The 21,338-nt window shown below is 33.2% G+C and carries 20 protein-coding genes and 1 riboswitch; of the genes, 16 read left to right on the top strand and 4 right to left on the bottom strand.

Annotated elements, in window-relative coordinates; all coding sequences use genetic code 11:
* Positions 1-37: 37 nt before the first annotated feature.
* A complete protein-coding gene (locus tag KPL50_RS05765; RefSeq protein ID WP_216297510.1) occupies positions 38-1,021 on the bottom strand; it encodes an ABC transporter substrate-binding protein in 984 nt (327 codons plus the stop codon).
* Positions 1,022-1,415: 394 nt separating this feature from the next.
* On the opposite strand from KPL50_RS05765, the gene KPL50_RS05760 reads away from it, so the two are divergent.
* The 12 genes from KPL50_RS05760 to KPL50_RS05705 all read left to right on the top strand — a co-directional run bounded on the left by KPL50_RS05760 (position 1,416) and on the right by KPL50_RS05705 (position 13,853).
* Entirely contained in the window at positions 1,416-2,387 is a 972-nt protein-coding gene (locus KPL50_RS05760) for an AraC family transcriptional regulator (RefSeq protein WP_216297509.1), read from the top strand.
* A gap of 160 nt (positions 2,388-2,547) precedes the next feature.
* Positions 2,548-3,441 (top strand): N-acetyltransferase, encoded by an 894-nt coding sequence (locus KPL50_RS05755; RefSeq protein WP_216297508.1) that lies wholly within the window; start codon positions 2,548-2,550, stop codon positions 3,439-3,441.
* Positions 3,442-3,551: 110 nt separating this feature from the next.
* A riboswitch (Lysine riboswitch) is annotated at positions 3,552-3,731 on the top strand.
* Between the two features lie 204 nt (positions 3,732-3,935).
* On the top strand, positions 3,936-4,316 hold the full coding sequence (locus tag KPL50_RS05750; RefSeq protein WP_216297507.1) for a hotdog domain-containing protein: 381 nt from the start codon (positions 3,936-3,938) through the stop codon (positions 4,314-4,316).
* Positions 4,317-4,383: 67 nt separating this feature from the next.
* Positions 4,384-5,199, top strand: a complete 816-nt coding sequence (locus KPL50_RS05745) for a 3-keto-5-aminohexanoate cleavage protein (protein WP_216297506.1) — start codon at positions 4,384-4,386, stop codon at positions 5,197-5,199.
* Positions 5,200-5,241: 42 nt separating this feature from the next.
* Entirely contained in the window at positions 5,242-5,895 is a 654-nt protein-coding gene (gene atoD / locus KPL50_RS05740) for an acetate CoA-transferase subunit alpha (protein ID WP_216297505.1), read from the top strand.
* Position 5,896: 1 nt separating this feature from the next.
* Positions 5,897-6,562 (top strand): 3-oxoacid CoA-transferase subunit B, encoded by a 666-nt coding sequence (locus KPL50_RS05735; protein WP_216297504.1) that lies wholly within the window; start codon positions 5,897-5,899, stop codon positions 6,560-6,562.
* Positions 6,563-6,574: 12 nt separating this feature from the next.
* Positions 6,575-7,612, top strand: coding sequence for an L-erythro-3,5-diaminohexanoate dehydrogenase (locus KPL50_RS05730; RefSeq protein WP_216297680.1), 1,038 nt, complete (start codon positions 6,575-6,577; stop codon positions 7,610-7,612).
* A 125-nt stretch (positions 7,613-7,737) separates the two neighbouring features.
* Positions 7,738-8,991 (top strand): lysine 2,3-aminomutase, encoded by a 1,254-nt coding sequence (gene ablA / locus KPL50_RS05725; RefSeq protein ID WP_216297503.1) that lies wholly within the window; start codon positions 7,738-7,740, stop codon positions 8,989-8,991.
* A 1-nt stretch (position 8,992) separates the two neighbouring features.
* Entirely contained in the window at positions 8,993-10,036 is a 1,044-nt protein-coding gene (locus tag KPL50_RS05720; RefSeq protein ID WP_253200472.1) for a hypothetical protein, read from the top strand.
* 1 nt (position 10,037) lies between these two features.
* Positions 10,038-11,507, top strand: coding sequence for a hypothetical protein (locus KPL50_RS05715; RefSeq protein ID WP_216297502.1), 1,470 nt, complete (start codon positions 10,038-10,040; stop codon positions 11,505-11,507).
* A gap of 1 nt (position 11,508) precedes the next feature.
* Complete coding sequence (locus KPL50_RS05710; RefSeq protein WP_216297501.1) at positions 11,509-13,065, top strand: lysine 5,6-aminomutase subunit alpha; 1,557 nt, start codon at positions 11,509-11,511, stop codon at positions 13,063-13,065.
* Entirely contained in the window at positions 13,065-13,853 is a 789-nt protein-coding gene (locus tag KPL50_RS05705; protein ID WP_216297500.1) for an OAM dimerization domain-containing protein, read from the top strand. Before KPL50_RS05710 ends, KPL50_RS05705 begins: the two co-directional genes overlap by 1 nt.
* A gap of 281 nt (positions 13,854-14,134) precedes the next feature.
* Here the strand turns inward: KPL50_RS05705 and KPL50_RS05700 are convergent, their stop codons facing one another.
* Positions 14,135-14,614: a hypothetical protein gene (locus tag KPL50_RS05700; protein WP_216297499.1), complete on the bottom strand. Its 480-nt coding sequence runs from the start codon at positions 14,612-14,614 to the stop codon at positions 14,135-14,137.
* A gap of 351 nt (positions 14,615-14,965) precedes the next feature.
* Positions 14,966-15,409, bottom strand: coding sequence for a cell wall hydrolase (locus KPL50_RS05695; protein WP_216297498.1), 444 nt, complete (start codon positions 15,407-15,409; stop codon positions 14,966-14,968).
* 214 nt (positions 15,410-15,623) lie between these two features.
* Between KPL50_RS05695 and KPL50_RS05690 the strand changes: the two genes are divergently transcribed.
* Positions 15,624-16,895, top strand: a complete 1,272-nt coding sequence (locus KPL50_RS05690) for a M14 family metallopeptidase (RefSeq protein WP_216297497.1) — start codon at positions 15,624-15,626, stop codon at positions 16,893-16,895.
* Between the two features lie 412 nt (positions 16,896-17,307).
* Here the strand turns inward: KPL50_RS05690 and KPL50_RS05685 are convergent, their stop codons facing one another.
* On the bottom strand, positions 17,308-19,233 hold the full coding sequence (locus KPL50_RS05685) for an ABC-F family ATP-binding cassette domain-containing protein (RefSeq protein WP_216297678.1): 1,926 nt from the start codon (positions 19,231-19,233) through the stop codon (positions 17,308-17,310).
* Between the two features lie 265 nt (positions 19,234-19,498).
* Between KPL50_RS05685 and KPL50_RS05680 the strand changes: the two genes are divergently transcribed.
* From KPL50_RS05680 to KPL50_RS05670, 3 genes are all read left to right on the top strand, one after another.
* Entirely contained in the window at positions 19,499-20,137 is a 639-nt protein-coding gene (locus tag KPL50_RS05680; protein WP_216297496.1) for a redox-sensing transcriptional repressor Rex, read from the top strand.
* Positions 20,138-20,335: 198 nt separating this feature from the next.
* Positions 20,336-21,115, top strand: a complete 780-nt coding sequence (locus KPL50_RS05675) for a short-chain-enoyl-CoA hydratase (RefSeq protein ID WP_216297495.1) — start codon at positions 20,336-20,338, stop codon at positions 21,113-21,115.
* 74 nt (positions 21,116-21,189) lie between these two features.
* A partial coding sequence (locus KPL50_RS05670) for an acyl-CoA dehydrogenase family protein (protein ID WP_216297677.1) occupies positions 21,190-21,338 on the top strand: 149 nt, incomplete at its 3' end.

Here is a 21,338-nt window from a genome sequence, read left to right as displayed (position 1 = left end):
CGCCCCTTTTTTTTCGGTTCTATAGAACTTATGCTTGTCATTGTTTATCCTTTCCAATTACCTTACTGCTGTGAGCTTTAAGCAAAGCATTTGTAATATAATTTACTTGGGCATTTGCTGAATAAATATCCGTGTAATAGCTCAACCCAAACTCCATTTCAATCAAGCGATTATTCTTAATTGAAGGAAGAGAATTCCATATTTCATTTTTGGTTAAATCCTCTACACCTTCATATACATTACGAATGATAAAATCGCCACAATACTCAGGGAGTACCTCAAAGGAGATTTCTTCTGCGAAGGAATTCTTATCTATAATATTTTTTTGAACTTTTTCTGGTGCTTTTAGGGAAAGTGAATTGTAGGCTACCATTCCTGCTCCAAATCTTGCTCCCTTCACACCCATACTTTTTTGGTCGCCTTCTAATACTGAGATTGTTAGGTTGTTAAACCCCGCTTCTTGCAATTTCTTTTTTGATGCTTCAATATTTGCGTAATAATTTCCAATAACCTCCTTAGCTTCTTTTTCCTTATTTAATGCCTGTCCAATCAGTGTGACTCTTTCTTCTGTTGAGATATCCCCATAAGGAACATAAACCGTAGGTGCAATTTTAGAAAGCTTTCCAACCTGTTCTTTATCGATGGTGATAATTAAATCAGGCTTCAAAAGCATAATAGCTTCAACATCCCAGCTTCCAAAGTGTCCTAAGTCTTTAATGCCAGCAGTTATTTCATGATATGCCGCACCATCATATACTTCAGATATACCAATGGGTTTAATGCCAAGGGATATAATGTCTCCCATGAGATACTGTACAACTACCCTTTGGGGATTTGCAGGAACGTCTACATCACCAAGTTTAGTAGATATGGTTCGGGTTGCAGAAACATTTTTCGACGGGTCTTCCACAGTCAAAGACTTATTATCGGGCGATTTGGAAGTGTTTGCAGTACTGCAGCCTACTAGTGCGGATGCTAGAATTACTCCTACGCATAATAGGGAAATCAATTTGTTTTTCATTTTATATATTCCTCCTTTTAGATAAAAACAAGTTTTTCAGGGTTAGTGGGTGAAATAAGGACAATTTCATAAAGCCTAAAGGGTAAATGTTAGAGTGTTCTAACTATTAGCAATTGTACCAATCACTTTTTAGTATGTCAACAGGACAACTTATAACTAAGTAGAACTTAGAATACAATAGAAATTGACCTAAACGCAGTATTCAACAGTATTTTTTAGCTGTTTTTCTATTTATGATTTATTGATTTTGGAGTAGGATTGTACCGTTTTGGGATGTTTTTTTATGCTTGTCCCCTATTTATGGAAATGTTATAATACACTATAATTAGCAATTTGTAATACACAGGTATCATAATCTGTTGTGTTTACTTTGTGAGGAAAGAGGGGTGTTAATATGACTACGAATGAATTTGAACTGGGTTTTGGAGCTATGGCAGCCAGCTTTGGTTTGGAGAAACGACCTTATGGTAATGGCATCAAATACAACTTCCCACCCAGTTGGGAAAATGGCTGGATCATGGAAATGCATGCAGCGAAGGGGCTCTTTGTCAGCAGCGCTTGGTTCACTCCCACTAAGACACTGTCCTATACAATGGAGATAGAAAAGCCTTGCATGTTGATATTCTGTGTGGATTGCGGGGATATTACATTTACCCAGAGGGGGAAGTCTCCAAAACTCTTGACTCCAATAAACCATGTGATTGTTAATCCTAAAAAGTCACTAAAAATAACCTTCCCCGCAAATATTCACACTTGCTATACCTGTGTTCTGGTTTTTGAAGAGTTTATTCAAAAATTCCTTAAGGATAGACCTCTTGACCCACCTTTTTCAATGGATGATCTAGGTTGCTTACAGGAAACTCATTACAATACCCCAAATATCACCCTTGTTCTTGAGCAAATACGGTGGGGCGTACGAAGTGGTGACATGCCTCTGATGAACTTCGAATGTAAGATGGGTGAGCTATTGTCATTGATTGTATGCAATACACAGCGCGAGAGGCCATGGAGTGATAACCGTCGCAATCATGTGACATGGGAGAATGAGCAAAAAACATACAGGGTGAAGGCAAACATAGACCGGGACATATTGAATCCTCCCTCTATGATCGCTATGTGCAGACTTGCAGAGATGAGTGAGACAAAGCTGCGACGATCCTTCAAGCAGCTTTACAGTATGACTATATTCGACTATATTCGCACAGAAACAATGAAACGGGCAATGATGTTTCTAGGCGCTGATGAATTAAGCATCAAAAACATCGCAGAAAAGTGTGGCTATGAAAGCCCATCGAAATTTACAGAGGCATTTAAGAAAATACATGGCATCACACCCCGACAATTCCGAAAGGGTTTCGGATTGTGATAGAATAAGAACTAGCGTCGAAAGGCAATACTTGTATCCTCATTTCATAGAGAAATTGGAAATTTAAAGAATTTTTAATCTTTGTTTCTTAAATTCATAACGCAGTAGAAAAATTACGTTTATTATTTATTGGATAAATAGTTAAAAGGGGGATGAGCCAATGGAAATTAAACAGTTTAAAATAATATCTTCTCAGCAGAAGAAGGAACTATATAATTTCATTAAAAGCACAGACTTAACTTATAATAAAACCTATATAGAAATGAGTAAAATATATGAAAGTGATACTTTTAATTATGGGAACACCGTTTTTATACTATTTCATAAAGGCCAAATAAAAGGAAGTGTAGCTTTAATAACCAAGGAAATCAGCAGCATAGGAGAGGCATTTATTACAGATGTATATGTTGAAAGAGAAAACACGGAAATGATTTTAAAGATTTTGATAGAAAGAATAGTTGAATCTTGCAATATGGGTTGTGCTAGAAGTATAAAAATCGGTATTCGTGAAAGTGAAAAATACCTTATTTCATATATTAATAAATTGGAATTCAATCACATTTATGATGCGGTAGTTATGAGATATAGGGTTAGAAAAAATATGAATCTGAAATTAAACAAGGGAATGGAACTTAGGCCTCTTTGTATTTCAAATTCATATGAATACATGAATATTCATAACCAAGCTTTTAAAAGCAGTCCTAATGGAGGAACTATAGATGAGGTAGAGGTAAGAGATTATATAGTTCAATATGCGAACAATGAAGATTTGATTGGGATATGTTTTTTTGATAAGAAACCTTGTGGTATATATGAACTTTCTAGTGATGAAAATATAGGATGGATTGATTCATTAGCTATTGCACCAATTTATCAAAATAGGGGTTTGGGGAAATCATTAATAGTGAAATGTATTAATAAGCTATACGAGAAAAATTTAGATGAGTTAAAACTTTTAGTAATTACATCTAATAAAATTGCAGTGAATATGTATAAGCATATTGGATTTGAAGAGGAATGTGTATTTTCTTATTGGTTTGAAAAAAAAGCTTAGAATAAAATAATAATAATAATTTTGTAAAAAAGGTATTGTAATTGGATTATTTACAGATTATAATATATTTTATAGAGGTTAAAACTTTTAAAAATAAAATTTAATAATTTAACATAAATAGAGGTGCAGATAAAGAGGTAATTTTTGAGTGTTAAGGATAGGAACATCCAAAATCAAAAATGAAGTACTTATTTGCCGAAAGAGTATGTTGGTTCTTCAATATATTCTTGGGGATAGAGAGTAATATCTCTACCACTGCCATAATTTTTTTATGGAGAGCTATTTATGTAATGAAAAAGTAATTTTTCATTGCATTAATAGCTTGTGTATTTTTGTTTATTAAGGCACTGAAAATTTGGTGCCTTTTTTGTGCGCAAAATAAATCCACAAGAGAGGCAACACAAAAATACATTAGCAATAATGACTGGTTACTTTTTACTAAATACATAAGTATTAAAAACTGGATGACTACAAAGAAAGAGGAGGAAGTTAAAATGAAATCTTTAATAAGATTAAGAATGAGTGCTCATGATGCACATTATGGTGGGAATTTAGTGGACGGAGCAAGAATGCTTCAATTATTCGGGGATGTAGCTACAGAACTTTTAATTTTAAATGATGGTGATGAAGGGTTATTCAAAGCATATGATGCTGTAGAATTCTTAGCACCAGTTTATGCAGGCGATTTTATAGAAGCTGTTGGAGAAATAGTAAGTGTGGGAAATTCTTCAAGAAAAATGATTTTTGAAGCAAGAAAAGTTATAGTACCAAGACCAGAAATAAATGATTCAGCATGCGATCTATTAGAGGAACCAATAGTTGTTTGTAGGGCAAGTGGGACTTGCGTAGTACTAAAAGGTAGACAAAGAAAATAATATAAAAGATACGTATTATGTAAACTTTTTCATCTAGCGAATTGATAATTTGAAGGAGAGATATCACATGGAAAAATTAATAATCACTGCAGCTATTTGCGGAGCAGAAGTTACAAAAGAACATAATCCAAATGTGCCATACACTGTTTTAGAGATAGCGAATGAAGCTGAAAAAGCTCATAGGGCAGGAGCTAGCATTATTCACTTACATGTAAGACAAGATGATGGAACACCTACTCAAGATAGGGAAAGATTTAGTGCCTGCATGAAAGCAATTAAAGATAGATGTCCGGATGTAATTGTTCAACCATCAACAGGGGGAGCGGTTGGCATGAGTAATGCGGAAAGACTACAACCTGTTGATTTGAAGCCAGAAATGGCAACTTTAGATGCAGGTACTTGTAATTTTGGTGGAGATGATGTATTTGTAAACACTGAAAATACCATTAAAGAATTTGGTAAAAAGATGATTGAACTTTCTGTAAAGCCGGAAATTGAAGTTTTTGATAAGGGCATGATAGATATGGCTATAAGGCTTCAAAAGAAGGGGTTTATAAAAACACCAATGCATTTTAATTTTGTTATGGGTGTAAATGGTGGGATTTCGGCAACTCCAAGAGATTTAGTATTTATGGAGGGAAGCATACCTGCAGGAAGCACTTTCACTGTATCAGGTATTGGTAGAAGTGAATTTCAAATGGCGGCTATGGCCATTATTATGGGCGGTCATGTAAGAGTTGGATTTGAAGATAATGTTTATATTGAAAAAGGCATACCAGCTAAATCAAATGCAGAATTAGTTGAAAGAGTGGTTAGACTTGCGAAGGAACTGGGCAGAGAAATTGCAAGTCCTAAGGAAGCAAGAGAAATATTAGGTTTATAGTCATTGTTATATTCCCTATAGGAATACAAGGAGGTAAAATTTATGAATAAAGTTGTATCTTTAGAACAGATAAGGCCTTTACTTAGAGATGGGATGTCAATAATGATAGGTGGATTTTTAGCCTGTGGAACACCTCACAAAATGATCGATTTACTAATAGAAACAAACGTAAAAAATTTAACTATAATAGCGAATGATACCAGTTTTGTAGACAGAGGGATAGGGAAACTTATAGTAAATGGCCAAGTTAAAAGGGTTATAGCTTCTCATATAGGAACTAATGTAGAAACAGGTAGACTTATGACAGAAGGGAAAATGGAAGTAGAACTTGTACCACAAGGAACGCTGATTGAAAGAATAAGAGCAGGTGGAGCTGGTCTTGGTGGAGTGCTTACGCCTACAGGAGTTGGTACTATGGTGGAAGACGGTAAACAAAAACTTACTATAGAGGGAAAAGAATATTTATTAGAACTTCCAATTAAAGCAGATTTAGCACTTGTTTATGCAAGTGTGGCAGATGAAATTGGAAATGCAGTTTATTATGGAACAACAAGAAACTTTAATCCAACTATAGCTACTGCTGCAGAAATTGTAATAGTAGAAGCTGGAAGCATTGTTAAAACAGGAGAACTTGATCCAAATAATATTGTTACTCCAAGTGTATTGGTTGATTATATTATAGGGGAGGCTAACTAATATGATTACAGATAGTAAGCTTGCAAAACAAATTATTGCAAAAAGAATTGCTAAAGAATTGAAAGATGGGCAACTTGTTAATTTAGGAATAGGGCTTCCAACATTAGTTACAAATTATATCCCAGAAGGTGTCCATGTTACTTTCCAATCAGAAAATGGTATGGTTGGTATGGGAGCTACTCCACTAAAGGCAGAGGAAAACAATGATGTAACTAATGCAGGGGGTCAATGTTCTACAATACTTCCTGGTGGAGCATACTTTGACAGCGCAATGTCTTTCATTTTAATAAGAGGTGGACATGTTGACATGACTGTTCTTGGAGCACTAGAAGTAGATCAAGAAGGCAATTTAGCTAATTGGATCGTACCAGGCAAAATGGTTCCTGGTATGGGTGGAGCAATGGATTTAGTAGTAGGAGCTAAAAAGGTTATTATTGCAATGCAACATACAGCAAAAGGAATTCCTAAAATATTAAAGAAATGTACATTACCACTAACCGCAAAAGCACAAGTTAACCTTATAGTTACGGAACTTGGAGTAATGGAAGTTACGGACAAGGGACTTGTACTTACTGAAATTCATAAAGACACAACAGTTGAAGAAGTTAAATCACTTACGGGTGCAGAACTCATAATATCAAAAAATCTAAAAATAATGGATATATAGGAGGAACTCATGATGAATAAAGGATGTAAATACGGAACTCACAGAGTACTAGAACCAAAAGGAGTGCTACCACAACCAGCGACTAAAATCTCAAATGATATGAACATATTTGATAATGAAATTTTAATTGATGTTCAAGCTTTAAATATTGATTCAGCTAGTTTTACTCAAATAGAAGAAGAAGCAGGACACGACGTTGAAAAAATAAAAGCTAAAATTCTTGAAATTGTTGCTGCAAGTGGAAAGATGCAAAATCCTGTAACGGGTTCAGGTGGAATGCTCATCGGAACAGTTGAAAAAATTGGAGAAGCAATGATTGGAAAAACAGATCTTAAAGTTGGAGACAAAATTTCTACATTAGTTTCATTGTCATTAACTCCACTAAGAATAGATGAAATTATAGATATTAAGCCAGACATCGATAGAGTTGTAATAAAAGGAAAAGCTATTTTGTTCCAAAGTGGGTTATATGCAAAACTTCCAAAAGATATGGATGAAAATTTAGCGTTAGCAGCCTTAGACGTTGCAGGAGCACCAGCTCAAGTTGCTAAACTTGTTAAACCAGGTCATTCAGTTCTATTACTCGGCGCAGCAGGAAAATCAGGAATGCTTTGCTCATATGAAGCAGTTAAGAGAGTGGGACCTACAGGAAATGTTATAGGTCTTGTAAGAAACGAGGAAGAGGCAACAAGACTCGCAAGATTAGGGTTAAGAATGCATATAGTTATTGGAGATGCTAGAAACGCTATCGATGTAATGAACGCTACTTTAGAACACAACAATGGACAGGAAGTAGACGTAGCAATAAATATAGTTAACGTTCAAAATACTGAAATGTCAACAATACTGCCAGTTAAAGATGACGGAATAGCTTACTTTTTCTCAATGGCTACAAGCTTTACAAAAGCTGCACTTGGAGCAGAAGGAGTAGGTAAGGATATTACTATGATAGTAGGAAATGGTTATACTAAAGGGCATGCAGAAATAACTCTTGAAGAGCTAAGAGAAAATGAAATATTAAGAAGTGTATTCGAAGAATTATACGTTTAAACATAAGATGATGATTTAATTGTACTTTAGAAATATGGTATAAAGCTATATTAGATTTTCTAAAACACATTAATATATGACATATAAATAATAAAATTAAAAATATTATATCTGGAGGGATTAACATGAAAGTTAATAGGAGATTTGAATTATTTAAAGATGCAACAGATGAGCAGTGGAACGATTGGAAATGGCAAGTTAAAAATAGAATTGAAACTGTAGAGGAACTTAAAAAATATATACCTCTAACAGCAGATGAAGAAGAAGGGGTTAAACAATGTGTTCAAACATTAAGAATGGCTATAACTCCTTATTACTTAGCATTAATAGACCCAAGTGATCCACATGATCCAATAAGAAAGCAAGCTATACCAACTGCATTAGAACTTCACCAGGCAGACGCTGATTTATTGGATCCATTACATGAAGATGCAGATTCTCCAGTACCAGGACTTACTCATAGATATCCAGACAGAGCATTAATATTAGTAACTGACATGTGTTCAATGTATTGCAGACATTGTACAAGAAGAAGATTCGCAGGTCAAAGTGACAATGCTATGCCAATGGAAAAAATAGATAAAGCTATCGAATACATCGGAAAAACTCCACAAATTAGAGACGTATTATTATCAGGTGGAGATGCATTACTTATTTCAGATGATAAATTAGAATATATAATTAAAAAATTAAGAGAGATCCCACACGTTGAAATAATAAGATTAGGTTCAAGAGTACCAGTAGTTCTTCCACAAAGAATTACACCTGCACTTGTAGATATGTTAAAGAAATATCATCCAATATGGCTTAACACCCATTTCAATCATCCAAATGAGATTACAGAAGAGTCAAAACTTGCTTGCGCTCGTATGGCAGATGCAGGAATACCTCTAGGAAACCAATCTGTTCTTTTAAAAGGAGTTAATGATTGTGCACATATAATGATGGATTTAGTTCATGATCTTGTTAAAATTAGAGTTAGACCATACTATATCTATCAATGTGATCTTTCTATGGGACTTGAGCACTTTAGAACACCAGTATCAAAAGGAATAGAAATTATTGAAGCACTAAGAGGGCATACTTCAGGATTCTGTATACCAACATTTGTTGTTGATGCGCCAGGTGGTGGTGGAAAAATTCCAGTAATGCCAAGCTATCTTATATCTCAAAGTCCTGAAAAAGTAGTACTTAGAAATTTTGAAGGTGTTATAACTTCTTATGAGCAACCAACTAGTTATACATCAGACTGCCACTGCGACGTTTGCGAAGGCAAGAAAAAGGTTCACAAAGTAGGAGTAGCAGGTCTATTAAATCATGAGGGAATGGCAATGGAACCAGTTGGACTTGAAAGAAATTTAAGAGCACATCACGAGTAAAATGATACACAATCAAGAAATGCCTAGTATTTTCCAAATGGTTCAAAAATATGAGAGCATTTCTATAATAGGAATGAATAAAAATGTAGGAAAAACAACAACCTTAAATCATATATTAAAAGAGGCCAGAGGGAGAATATCCCTTGGCCTTACCTCTATAGGAAGAGACGGAGAAGATCAAGATCTAGTAACTGCCACAGAAAAACCTAAAATTTACGTAGAGTGCGGAACTGTAATTGCTACTGCGAAGCAATGTTTATTAAATAGTGATATAACTCGGGAGATTTTAAAAACTACTGGTTTTAATACTCCTATGGGAGAAATAGTTATATGCAGAGCACTAAGTGACGGATATGTAGAACTCGGCGGTCCATCCGTAAATTCTTATATGACTTTAATATGTGAGGATCTTAAAAAGTTTGGAAGTAAGCTAGTAATTGTGGATGGGGCACTTAGTAGAAAAACTTTTGCTTCTCCAGCAATTACAAATGCTACAATTTTATCAACTGGAGCAGCACTTTCAAAAAGTATGGCTGTGGTTATAGAAGAAACTAGTCATGCTGTTAAATTATTATCCACAGAAAATGAAGTAGATGATGAAATATTAAAGCTGGCCAGTGAAGTTTTGTGCAAAGGAAGAATAGGTATTATACGTTCCGACAATAATATGAAAATTCTAGATGTACTTACAGCGCTTGGATCTTCTAAGGAAATTGCTGAGGCAATGGATGAAAATACCTCTTATGTAGTTATTAAGGGCGTAGTTTCAAATAACCTTCTAGAAGACATAATGAGTACCACAAAAATGTATAAAGGCGTAACTTTCCTAATTGAAGATGGAACAAAGCTGTTTTTAACTAGGGATACACTTTATAAATTCAAAGTTCAAGGTGGAATCATAAAAACAATAAATCCAATTAATATAGTATGTGTTACATCTAATCCAAAATCACCTTATGGGTATGAATTTGATAAGTATAAGTTTTTAGATGGACTTAGGAATAATTTAAATGTACCTGTATTTGATGTAATTGGAGGGGAGTAAAATGAAATTTTTAGATAAGCAGCAGAGAGAACAAATTGGGTTTTCTTTTGTTATGGATAAACTAGGAATAACTACCACCTATGGACTAGAGGAAAGAAAAAATATTGTGCCCTTTAAAGCTTCAGAAATAAATGAATTAACTCATGAATTAAATAGCTTAGAAAATACAATTAAATCCATGAGACTATATACTCAAGAGTATAATGAAATTGGAAGAATTTTTTGTAAGCTCAAGGATATTAGAAATTCTATTAAAAGATGTAGTGAATCCGAAATATTAGACGAAGTTGAATTATATGAATTAAAATATTTTTCAATATTAGTATCGGAATTAAAAAATATCTTGGATAAGTTAGATCTTGATATAGAAGAAGTTCATCTGAACTCTTTAGAAGAAATTATTTCTCTCCTTGACCCACAAGGCAGTGGAATATCGACTTTTTATGTTTATGATGAGTACTCTAAAACTTTAAAGTCTATTCGGGAAAAGAAAAGACAAAAGGAAAATGAGATTTTCACTGCAGATACTCAGGAAAAAATTAGTAAGCTAAAGCAGCTAAGGTTAGATTTAGTTATAGAAGAAGAAGATGAAGAGTTAAGGATTAGAAAAGAATTAACGTTGCAAATTTCCGAAAAAACTGAGAACTTTAAGCAGAATATAAAAGCTATAGGTAAATTAGATTTTTTAATTGCTAAAGCAAAATTATCCATAGACTATAATGGTATAAGACCAGAAATTTGTGATGATATGAAAATTCACTTTACTGAGGCATTTAACCCCGAAGTTAAAGAGATATTAGAAAAAGGTAAAAAACGATTTACACCAGTTAGCATAGATCTAGGTTTTGGTACAACTATTATAACTGGAGCTAATATGGGTGGGAAAAGTGTTACTTTAAAGACTATTGTTCTAAATTTACTACTGGGTCAAATGGGTTTTTTTGTGTTTGCAGAAAGTGCACAATTTCCAATCCTAGGATTTATTCATTTTGTTTCAGATGATATGCAGTCTATCACCAAAGGCTTAAGCACATTTGGAGCGGAAATAATAAAGTTAAAAGAAGTGGTAGAGTGTGCAAAAAGAGAGAATGGATTTATAGCTTTAGATGAGTTTGCAAGAGGTACTAATCCGAAAGAAGGGTACTACCTTGTGAAATCTCTTTCTAAATACTTGACTAAATTTAAGTCAGTAAGCTTAATTTCAACTCATTATGACGGAGTGGTAGAGGATACTATGGATCACTATCAAGTAACAGGTCTTAAAAATGTAGACTTTAATGACTTGAAATATAAGATAGATTTGAATAAAACTCACTCTGTTGAAATAATACAAGAGCATATGGAGTATAGGCTAGAGAAGGTTTCAAAAGAAAATAAAGTTCCAAAAGATGCACTTAACATAGCCGTATTATTAGGACTTGAAAAGGAAATAGTAGATATAGCAAAAACATTTTATAATGAGGAGGAATAATATGGAAAGCAAATTAAATTTAAATTGGGCTGTAGTTGATAAAGCTAGACAATCAGCTAAAAATATAGCAAAAGATACTCAAGAATTTATTGATATACATACTACAGTAACAGTAGAAAGAACTGTTTGTAGACTTTTAGGCATTGATGGGGTAGATGAAGTTGGAGTACCTATTCCAAATGTCGTAGTAGACAACATTAAAAATGGCAATGGATTAGCACTTGGTGCCGCAATGTTTATTGGAAATGCTATGATCGAAACTGGCTGCACTCCGCAAGAAATTGCAGAAAAAGTAGCAAAAGGTGAAATAGATTTAACTAAACTTCCTATGCATGATGCATTTGAAATCAAAATGGCTGTAGATAAAGTTGCTAAAGAAATGACTTCTAAAATTAGTGAAAATAGAGGTAAGAGAGAAGCATACCTTGAAAGATTCGGTGATAAAAGTGGTCCATATCTTTACGTAATAGTTGCTACAGGGAATATATATGAGGATATAATTCAAGCAAGAGCAGCTGCAAAGCAAGGCGCAGATGTAATTGCAGTTATAAGAACTACAGGACAAAGCTTACTTGACTTTGTTCCATACGGAGCTACAACAGAGGGCTTCGGAGGAACAGTTGCAACCCAAGAAAACTTCAGACTTATGAGAGCAGCTCTTGATGAGGTTGGAGAAGAGGTTGGAAGATACATAAGACTTTGTAACTATTGTTCTGGATTATGTATGCCTGAAATAGCTGCTATGGGAGCTATAGAAAGATTGGATGTTATGCTCAATGATGCTCTATACGGAATTCTTTTTAGAGATATCAACATGCAAAGAACTATAGTTGACCAATATTTCTCAAGAATAATCAATGGATTTGCTGGAGTTATAATAAACACTGGGGAAGATAACTACTTAACCACAGCAGATGCAGTAGAAGAAGCTCATACTGTACTTGCATCTCAATTTATAAATGAACAATTTGCATTAGTTGCTGGAATTCCAGAAGAACAAATGGGACTTGGTCATGCCTTTGAAATAAGCCCAGATGTTGAAAATGGATTCTTATTTGAACTTGCACAAGCACAAATGGCAAGAGAAATCTTCCCTAAAGCTCCACTCAAATATATGCCTCCAACTAAGTTTAAGACTGGAGATATATTTAAAGGCCAAGTGCAAGATGCATTATTTAACATGGTTACTATTATGACAGGACAAAAATTACATCTTCTTGGAATGCTTACAGAAGCAATACATACTCCATTTATGGCTGATAGAGCGATATCAATAGATAATGCTCAATATATATTTAACACTATGAAGGATTTAGGATCAGAAATCACCTTCAAAAAAGGTGGCATGATGGAAACAAGAGTTGATGAGGTATTAAATAAAGCCACAGATTTAATTTGCGAAATTGAAAAAGAAGGCTTATTCAGTACGCTGCAACAAGGGAAATTTGCAGGAATTAAAAGACCTTTAACAGGTGGGAAAGGCCTTGCAGGAGTTGTTCAAAAAGAAAAAGCTTATTTCAACCCATTTATAGATTTAATGTTAGGAGGGAAAAAGTAATGAGCGAAGGACAATATTCATTAGAAGTTAAAGAGTATGATAAAAGTTTAGATTTAACAAAGCTTAAACCCTATGGAGATACAATGAATGATGGTAAGGTTCAAGTGAGCTTTACCCTTCCAGTAGAGGATAATGAAAGAGGAGTAGAAGCCGCGCTTCAACTTGCTAGATCTATGGGACTTAAAGATCCAATCTGCGCTCATCATGGTTCGTTAGATAAAGAATTTGCTTTCTATGTGATTTACGGTTCATTAACACATACTGTAAACTATGAAGAAATCCATGTTCAAACTGTAGAGTGTGACGTAATGGATATGAAAGAAGTTGGAGAGTATATAAAAGAAAACATTAAACGTGATGTAGTAATAATTGGAGCTAGTACAGGCACAGATGCTCATACAGTTGGTATAGATGCTGTAATGAACATGAAAGGTTTTGCAGGACACTATGGTCTTGAGAGATACCCTATGATAGAAGCTTTGAACTTAGGAAGCCAAGTTGAGAATGAAGAATTTATTAAAAAAGCTATAGAACTTAAAGCAGACGTTCTTCTAGTTTCTCAAACTGTAACTCAAAAGGATGTACACATTCAAAACCTTACTAACCTAGTAGAATTATTAGAAGCCGAAGGAATTAGAGATAAAGTTGTATTAATTTGTGGAGGTCCAAGAATAACACATGAGCTTGCTAAAGAACTTGGATACGATGCAGGTTTCGGACCAGGAAAATTCGCTGGGGACATAGCAAGTTTTGCTATTACAGAGATGGTTGAGAGAGGGCTCGTTTAAAAAATAAGTCTAGAGAAATCTTAACGGGTCAATTTTGAAGCTTTTTTAATAAATACAAGTGGGAATGACGTGCTAATTAAAATATAAATTAGCACGTCATTTTTTTATATCATTTCCAATCAAGCCGCATATTATATACTGACTAAATACAGGAAGTGATGTTATATCGTTATATAGGCACCTAATTATTTGATTCATATGGATACATATAATGGGCTAAGGGTATGTATACTATAGCTTTTAACCTATAGGCTACATTGTGATTAAATTTATTCCTTATCTTATACCCTACATTTACTGGCTTGATCACCAAAAACTGTTACAAATTTAATAGAATATATATCACACATTAACATATTATTTGTACCGCTTTCTTTAATTACGATATAACTAATTCCAACTTCTTCTAGAATACCTTGACGATCAATATACATATTGCCAATTAAAAAATCTATACTTATAAATTTACCTATTTGTGTTTTTAACCAACCTTGATTATATAGTGGATTATTTATTATAGGCGAGGTAGGTGGAATCTCTGGATTTTGGTAATCAGCATTTACCTTGGGCATAGTCTTACTAGGTTCTTTCATAACTTTATCTGGTTGAGGCATAGCAGCGGGAGTCGCGGGCATAGATTTTTGATTTGCATTATCATTGTTATAAGAAGATGGCAATGGCCTCATTGGTGCTTCTGGAAACATAGGAATATCTCTCCACATTGGAATTTGATTGTAATTGTAAGATGGGTCTATGAACATAAAATATCCTCCTAAAAACTTATTACATTATTTTATACTATTATTATATTCATAATCTTAATAATGGTACTTTAAAATAAAAGAGATATAATACTAGTTTATTTACATTCAATTTGTTTTTCAATATATATAAGTTAGATCCAAAAATATAGAAGGAACTCAGTTCCTTCTATATTTTTGGGCTTATATTCTTATTATATAATACAAAAGAATACATTCAAAAGGATAATGCTTATAAGATTAACTAGCTCCTAAATAAGGCATATGGTAGGTGGGACTATAAATATAAATATCCAATTTGAAAAACTATTTTAAATTATCATCTAAATATATTATTAGTAATGATTTCAGTTAAGTTTTATAATAGAGTGCGGTGGGATTGTAAAAGCAATGATTACCTACAGTAACTTGAAATGTACCGCTACCGTTAAATGGAAATTCATATGGACAACCTGGTAAAAATGGATTGAAATACCATAGTGATTCGCCTGTAGTATATAGCCTATTGCCAGCTATAGCCCAATCAGCAATATCATAATGAATCTGATCTGGTGGACTTGCCCAAATAGTTTGTGGATTAGCAATGCCAGCAAGTACAGAAGTTGCACAATCAAATTGTCCTTCTTGAAATATGACTTTTCTTAAATCGCCTTCACCTATCCTAAGATACTCACCAGCGGCTACGTTTACTCTGTTCATAACTACGGAAGCAACCGCTCGCATTCCGTTATCACCTTCTCCACCAGCTTCACACTTTAATAATCTAGCCAATAACTCTCTAACACTGTAAGCCAATAATAGCCATCTCCTTAAATTACTTTACAGTATTATTATATTCATAATATGAAGAATTGCACTTAAAATTTATTATTGAATAATACGGTATAGATTTTAAAAGCAGAGTATGTTTACAATGATTAAAGAAGTCATGGAGTTTATTCATTTTAACTGTAACATTTTTAAGAAAATTTCATAAAATAGTAGTATAAGAAATTTTAGGAGGGGGAATTTGCAAATCCTAAAGATAGGCTCAAGAGGAACCGAGGTAATGGAAATACAAGCACTACTTAATAAATTAGGTTATAGCGTGGACGGGATAGATGGAATTTATGGACCCAAAACTGCAGCAGCAGTTGTGAAGTTCCAAAGATATTTTGGCCTATCACCTACAGGAATAGTAAATAATGATACGTATAAACTTATGAATAGATTTCTAATAGGTTATGATACTTATAGAATTAGACCGGGAGATACATTATATCTTATAGCAAGAAGGTATTACACAACCGTAGGAAGTATAATTACTGCTAATCCTCAAATAAATCCTAATAATTTGCAAGTTGGACGTGAGATTATAGTTCCTTATTCATTGGAGGTGGTTTATACAAATATTGACTACACTTATGACATTATGAAAAAAGACCTAGAAGGACTAAAGGCTCGGTATCCATTTATTGAAGTTGCTAGTGCAGGGAAGAGTGAGCTAGGAAAAGAACTTTATTATGTGAAACTAGGAAAAGGGCCTAATAAGATTTTTTATAATGGATCTCATCATGCTAATGAATGGATAACTACTGTACTTTTAATGAAGTTTATTGAAAATTTTGCTAAAGCCTATGCTTTGGGTCAACCTTTAGAAGGTTATAATGCTCAGGATATATGGAATAAAAGCAGTATATATATAATGCCTATGGTAAATCCAGATGGAGTTGACTTAGTGCTTAACGGGTTAGATAGGAGTAACCCATACTACAATGATTTAATTAAGTGGAATAATGGAAGTACTGATTTTTCTAAAAATTGGAGTGCAAATATAAGGGGGGTAGACCTTAATCATAATTATGATGCTCTGTGGCAAAAGTCAAAGGACGCAGAAAAAAGCTATGGAGTATATGGACCAGGACCTTCAAGATATTCAGGCACGGCACCAGAGTCAGAATCAGAGTCTAAAGCTGTAGCAGATTTTACAAGAAAAAACAACTTTAGATTAGTAATAGCTTATCACAGTCAAGGGGAGGTAATATACTGGGATTTTCAAAATTTGGCTAGTCCGGAAGCTAGAAAAATAGGAGAGATATTTTCAGGTCTAAGTGGTTATGAACTTGCAGAAACCTATGGAATTACAAGTTTTGCAGGATATAAGGATTGGTTTATAGATAAATATAGAAAACCAGGTTATACCATTGAAGTTGGACTTGGAGAGAATCCTCTTCCAATAAGTCAGTTTAATAAAATTTATAAGGATAACATCAAAGTATTATTAGAAGGAGCGTTGGTTTAACCGTATATAAATACTAAAAGAGTATGAAATTTATCCTACGTGCCTTGCAACCGAACTCCAAACAGGAAATTCGACTAAGAAATTCTAATCTTTTGTTCGTTTCTTGTTGCAAGTCACTTCGGATAAATTTTATACTTTTTCATTGTACTTCATCAATAAAGTCAAATTATAATAAGTAAGGTTCGAAATGTAGAATGTGGCAGATAGTATATAATAAGTTTTACAGACTCTTAGTTTATGCAATGAAAAATTTCCGTAAGCAGACCAGGACGGTCTGCTAGCACTTTTGAGACAGGACGTCGAATAAGTGCGTTAGGAAATTTTTCATGGAATAAACTTAGAGTCTGTTAACGAATTATCGGATATCCGAACATTCTACATTTCGAACCTTAAAATGTTAAAACAGATTTTTTTATTCTGCGTCATCTATAAAGTCTTCCCAAGCTTCATAAAGATCTTGAAGCTCCTTTTTAACATTTGAAAGTTGATTGTTTACATCAGAACTTCTAGTAGGGTTTGAATAGACCTCTTCTAGGCAAAGGTCATTATTCAATTTTTCTGATTCTTGTTCCAATGAAGCAATCTTATCTTCTAGATCTTTTAGATCTGTTTTCTTTTGTTTTTCTAACTTTGATTCTTCTCTTTTTTTCTTTTTATCAAAATTAATTTGAGTCTTTGACATTCCTGCTTGTGCTTCTTCTACTTGAAACCTAAGAGGATTTTTCTTTTTTTCTACATAATAATTATAATTACCTAAATACTCTTTAAGACCATCTTGGTTCAATTCAAGTATTTTAGAAATTACCTTATTTAAAAAATATCTATCATGAGATATTACAATAACGGTGCCATCATATGCTATTAATGAATCCTCTAGTGCTTCACGAGACATAATGTCTAAGTGATTTGTTGGCTCATCTAATAGCAAGAAGTTAGATTTAGATAGCATGATTTTTAAAAGATTAATCCTACATCTTTCTCCACCACTTAATGTGGATATATTTTTAAAAACATCTTCACCTATAAATAAAAATGCGGCCAGAGCAGTACGTAGTTCTGTGGTAGTAAGTTTAGGGAATTCATCCCAAACCTCATCTATTATGGTTTTTTCTTCATTCAAATTTGATTGTTCTTGGTCATAATATCCTACAAAAATATTTTTGCCTAATATTTTTATGCCTTTATCACTTTGCATTTTATCCATTATGATTTTAAAAAGAGTGGTTTTACCTCTTCCGTTTTCACCAATAAGCGCAATCTTATCTGACCTTTTCATATCTAAATTCAAATTTTCGAACAAAAGATTGTCTCCAAAGGATTTTGATAAATTTTCTATATGAAGGACATCATTTCCACTTTTGATTTCTGTTTCAAAATTAATCCTAGTTTCCCTAGGATCCTTGTCAGGTTGATCAATCCTTTCCATTTTGTTCAAGGATTTTTGTCTGCTCTCTGCAGCCCTTACGCTTTTTTCTCTGTTAAAGGACTTATATTTAGTTATAATATCTTCTTGCCTTTTTATTTCTATCTGTTGCAAATTGTAGGCCTTTAATTGAATTTCATAATTTATTTTCTTTAAATCAATAAAAGTTGTATAGTTTCCATTATAACAATCCACATGACCATTAAGAAGTTCAAAAGTTTTATTAGAAATAGTATCTAAAAAGAATCTATCATGAGATATTATAAACATGGTTCCTTTATAGGCTTTCAAATAATCTTCTAACCATTCTATAGCATCCAAGTCTAGGTGGTTAGTGGGTTCATCCAGTAATAGTATATCTGGGTTTTTAAGCAATAACTTGCATAGTGCAACCCTGGTCTTTTGACCTCCACTTAATATGTTTATTGGCTTATCATAATCTTCTTCCATAAAGCCAAGGCCTTTAAGAACCCTACTAATTTCTCCTTTATAGGTGTATCCGCCGCGATTATTGTAAAGGTCATAAGTTAATGTATATTCTTTTATTATTCTATTAGTATATTCCTCTTTTGAAGCATCATAAGGCTCATTCATTTTTGATTCTAAATCTTTAAGGTTTTTTTCAAGGCTTAATAGATTATCGAATACTAAAAGTGTTTCTTCGTATATGGTGCTATCAGAGTTTAATGTTAGATCCTGAGATAGATAGCCAACTTTCTTATTTTTATCTATAAATAGCTCACCATTATCATAATCTAATTGATTTGTGAGTATTTTAAAAAGTGTAGATTTGCCTGCTCCATTAGCACCAATAAAACCAATTTTTTCACCTTCATTTATACTAAAAGTTATTTTGTCTAAAATAACATCTATCCCGTAACTCTTGTGAATATCTTTGCAACTTAGAACTATTATTATGTTCACCTTCCCTGCTCTGTAGTATTACTATTATAGTAGTAATTAAAGTCCGTTTATATATTATTGTACTATTTATATTGAAATTTTTGTAGTAAAAAATAAATATATGTTTTAATAATTCTAAAAAATAGTTTAGAAACAAGCTAAAATGGCGAAAATATCATAAGAACTATTAAAATTGTAATAAAAAGTAGTGCTAACTTATAATAATGTGGTAAAATAACAATATGAATTTCATGATGTTGGCGGAGGGGTGAAAACTGTGGAAAGAAAAAAAAATATATCAATGGCAGTTATTAAAAGATTGCCTAAATACCATAGATATTTAAGAGAACTTTTAAAAAATGATGTTGATAGAATATCTTCAAAAGAATTAGGCGAAAAAATTGGGTTTACAGCATCGCAAATTAGACAAGACTTGAACTGTTTCGGAGATTTTGGACAACAAGGATACGGATATAATGTAAAAGAACTATTAAATGAAATAAGTGGGATCCTAGGATTATCAAAAGAATATAAGATGATAATAATAGGTGCAGGGAATATTGGTCAAGCTATTGCCAATTATACTCGTTTTGAAAAGTTAGCATTTAACTTATCAGGTATTTTTGATATTAATCCAAAGCTAATAGGACTAAAAATCAGAGATGTTGAAGTAAGTGACATAGATGAATTAGTGGAATTTCTTAAAGCCACACCAGTAGATATTGGTGTAATTTGTGTGTCGAAAAACAATGCGCAAACAGTGGCTGACATGTTGGTAACAAATGGGGTTAAGGGTATATGGAATTTTGCACCTGTGGATTTAGAGGTGCCGGAAGAAATAATAGTGGAAAATGTACACTTGAGTGAAAGTCTTTTAACTCTTAGTTGTTTAATGAATGACAGAACATATCCATAAAATTGTGATGGTTAACTAAGCACAATTAAAATTTAAAAAACACTGCTTTTAAAATAAAAAAGCGTTTTTTTTGTTGAAATAAGTGCTATAAAGATATATAATGTAGTTGGAGCGAAGTGCTTCAACTATTTTTAAATTTCATTTGTTATATTATTAACAAATAGTTAATAATGGATTAATTCGTAAGGAGTGGATGTTGTGGAATACAAAAATGTTGTTCTTCAAAAAGAAGACAAGGTTGCAGTTATTACAATTAGCAGACCCAAAGCTCTAAATGCATTAAACACAGAAACATTAAAAGAGCTAGAACTCGCAATTGATGATATTGCTAATGATGACCAAATTTACGCAGTGATTATAACAGGAGATGGGAAGGCTTTCGTTGCTGGAGCTGATATTTCAGAAATGAAAGATCTTGATGTAATGGGTGCTAGAAGATTTGGCAATTTAGGAAACAAAGTATTTAGAAAACTAGAAACTTTAGAAAAACCTATAATAGCAGCAGTAAACGGTTTTGCGCTAGGTGGAGGTTGTGAGCTATCTATGGCTTGTGATATCAGAATAGCTTCATCAAAAGCAAAATTTGGACAACCTGAGACCGGACTTGGAATTACGCCTGGATTTGGAGGTACTCAAAGACTAGCTAGACTAGTAGGTATGGGTATGGCTAAACAATTATTATTTACTGCAGAAATTATAAATGCAGAAGAAGCCTTAAGAATAGGTCTTGTTAATAAGGTAGTAGAACCTGAAAATTTAATTGAAGAAGCAAAACTATTAGCTAAGAAAATTGCAAGTAATGCACCTATAGCTGTTAAGTTATGTAAAACAGCAATTAATAGGGGGATGCAAATGGATATAGATACAGCTTTAACTTATGAAGCTGAGATTTTTGGAGCATGTTTCGCGACTGAAGACCAAAAAAATGGAATGATAGCATTTCTTGAAAAATCAGAAAAATGCTTTAAAAATAAATAAATTTTAAAAAAACAAGAGAAGGATAACAATTACTACTTGTTATCTTTATCATAGAATAGCGAGGAGGAAGGTTTATGAATTTCGGATTGACAAAAGAACAAGAATTTGTAAGACAAATGGTAAGGGAATTTACAATAAATGAAGTTGAACCAATAGCTGCAGAAATAGATAGAACAGAAAGATTTCCTTCAGAAACTGTAGAGAAAATGGCTAGATACCATAT

It is taken from the genome of Clostridium sp. CF012, assembly GCF_018861755.1.
Lineage (GTDB): Bacteria > Bacillota > Clostridia > Clostridiales > Clostridiaceae > Clostridium_AD.
Note: the sequence above shows the minus strand (reverse complement) of the source record. Positions and strands in the feature narration are given on the sequence as shown.

Coding starts and splice junctions, on each gene's coding strand:
- KPL50_RS05765 (WP_216297510.1), bottom strand. CDS start 1,021: ATGAAAAACAAATTGATTTCCCTATTATGCGTAGGAGTAATTCTAGCA.
- KPL50_RS05760 (WP_216297509.1), top strand. CDS start 1,416: ATGACTACGAATGAATTTGAACTGGGTTTTGGAGCTATGGCAGCCAGC.
- KPL50_RS05755 (WP_216297508.1), top strand. CDS start 2,548: ATGGAAATTAAACAGTTTAAAATAATATCTTCTCAGCAGAAGAAGGAA.
- KPL50_RS05750 (WP_216297507.1), top strand. CDS start 3,936: ATGAAATCTTTAATAAGATTAAGAATGAGTGCTCATGATGCACATTAT.
- KPL50_RS05745 (WP_216297506.1), top strand. CDS start 4,384: ATGGAAAAATTAATAATCACTGCAGCTATTTGCGGAGCAGAAGTTACA.
- atoD (WP_216297505.1), top strand. CDS start 5,242: ATGAATAAAGTTGTATCTTTAGAACAGATAAGGCCTTTACTTAGAGAT.
- KPL50_RS05735 (WP_216297504.1), top strand. CDS start 5,897: ATGATTACAGATAGTAAGCTTGCAAAACAAATTATTGCAAAAAGAATT.
- KPL50_RS05730 (WP_216297680.1), top strand. CDS start 6,575: ATGAATAAAGGATGTAAATACGGAACTCACAGAGTACTAGAACCAAAA.
- ablA (WP_216297503.1), top strand. CDS start 7,738: ATGAAAGTTAATAGGAGATTTGAATTATTTAAAGATGCAACAGATGAG.
- KPL50_RS05720 (WP_253200472.1), top strand. CDS start 8,993: ATGATACACAATCAAGAAATGCCTAGTATTTTCCAAATGGTTCAAAAA.
- KPL50_RS05715 (WP_216297502.1), top strand. CDS start 10,038: ATGAAATTTTTAGATAAGCAGCAGAGAGAACAAATTGGGTTTTCTTTT.
- KPL50_RS05710 (WP_216297501.1), top strand. CDS start 11,509: ATGGAAAGCAAATTAAATTTAAATTGGGCTGTAGTTGATAAAGCTAGA.
- KPL50_RS05705 (WP_216297500.1), top strand. CDS start 13,065: ATGAGCGAAGGACAATATTCATTAGAAGTTAAAGAGTATGATAAAAGT.
- KPL50_RS05700 (WP_216297499.1), bottom strand. CDS start 14,614: ATGTTCATAGACCCATCTTACAATTACAATCAAATTCCAATGTGGAGA.